The sequence below is a fragment of the Serratia sp. GW822-FHT06D09 genome, from assembly GCF_058799515.1.
The window spans coordinates 1-932 of sequence record NZ_JBXALO010000031.1; the positions used below are offsets into that span (position 1 = coordinate 1).

The window sequence follows — 932 nt, forward strand, 5'->3', positions numbered from 1 at the left end:
GGATGGTGGTGGGGGAAGGATTATTCGTCTCTTCGTTCCTCACCCTGCGGGCCGCGCTAAAGCGCGTTGTCTCACTGCGTGAGACTCGAACCTTGTCGAAGCTTCTCATCCTTCCCGCAAAGGAGTGATATTGGGATTTACAGGTTTGATTTGATTCAGGGGAGCATATAAGGATGGTGGTGGGGGAAGGATTATTCGTCTCTTCGTTCCTCACCCTGCGGGCCGCGCTAAAGCGCGTTGTCTCACTGCGTGAGACTCGAACCTTGTCGAAGCTTCTTATCATTCCCGTAAAGGAGTGATATTGGGATTTACAGGTTTGATTTTATTATGGGGAGTATACAAGGATGGTGGTGGGGGAAGGATTATTCGTCGCTGGGCGACTCACCCTGCGGGCCGCACTAAAGCGCGTTGTCTCACTGCGTGAGACTCGAACCTTGTCGAAGCTTCTCATCCTTCCCGTAAAGGAATGATATTGGGATTTACAGGTTTGATTTGATTCAAGGGAGTATACAAGGATGGTGGTGGGGGAAGGATTATTCGTCGCTGGGCGACCCACCCTGCGGGCCGCGCTAAAGCGCGTTGTCTCACTGCGTGAGACTCGAACCTTGTCGAAGCTTCTTATCCTTCCCGTAAAGGAGTGATATTGGGATTTACAGGTTTGATTTGATTCAAGGGAGTATAAAGGATGGTGGTGGGGGAAGGATTATTCGTCTCTTCGTTCCTCACCCTGCGGGCCGCGCTAAAGCGCGTTGTCTCACTGCGTGAGACTCGAACCTTGTCGAAGCTTCTCATCCTTCCCGTAAAGGAATGATATTGGGATTTACAGATTTGATTTTATTATGGGGAGTATAAAGGATGGTGGTGGGGGAAGGATTCGAACCTTCGAAGTCTGTGACGGCAGATTTACAGTCTGCTCCCTTTGGCCGCTCGGG

General features: G+C 50.9%; 5 other RNA genes. All 5 read right to left on the reverse strand.

Annotated features, from left to right (window positions below):
• Positions 1-3: 3 nt before the first annotated feature.
• A non-coding RNA gene (locus AC1RKG_RS24805) (RtT sRNA) lies at positions 4-130 on the reverse strand.
• A gap of 44 nt (positions 131-174) precedes the next feature.
• Positions 175-301, reverse strand: a non-coding RNA gene (locus tag AC1RKG_RS24810) — RtT sRNA.
• Positions 302-345: 44 nt separating this feature from the next.
• A non-coding RNA gene (locus tag AC1RKG_RS24815) (RtT sRNA) lies at positions 346-472 on the reverse strand.
• A gap of 44 nt (positions 473-516) precedes the next feature.
• Positions 517-643: non-coding RNA, RtT sRNA (locus tag AC1RKG_RS24820), on the reverse strand.
• A gap of 43 nt (positions 644-686) precedes the next feature.
• Positions 687-813: non-coding RNA, RtT sRNA (locus AC1RKG_RS24825), on the reverse strand.
• Positions 814-932 lie beyond the last annotated feature (119 nt).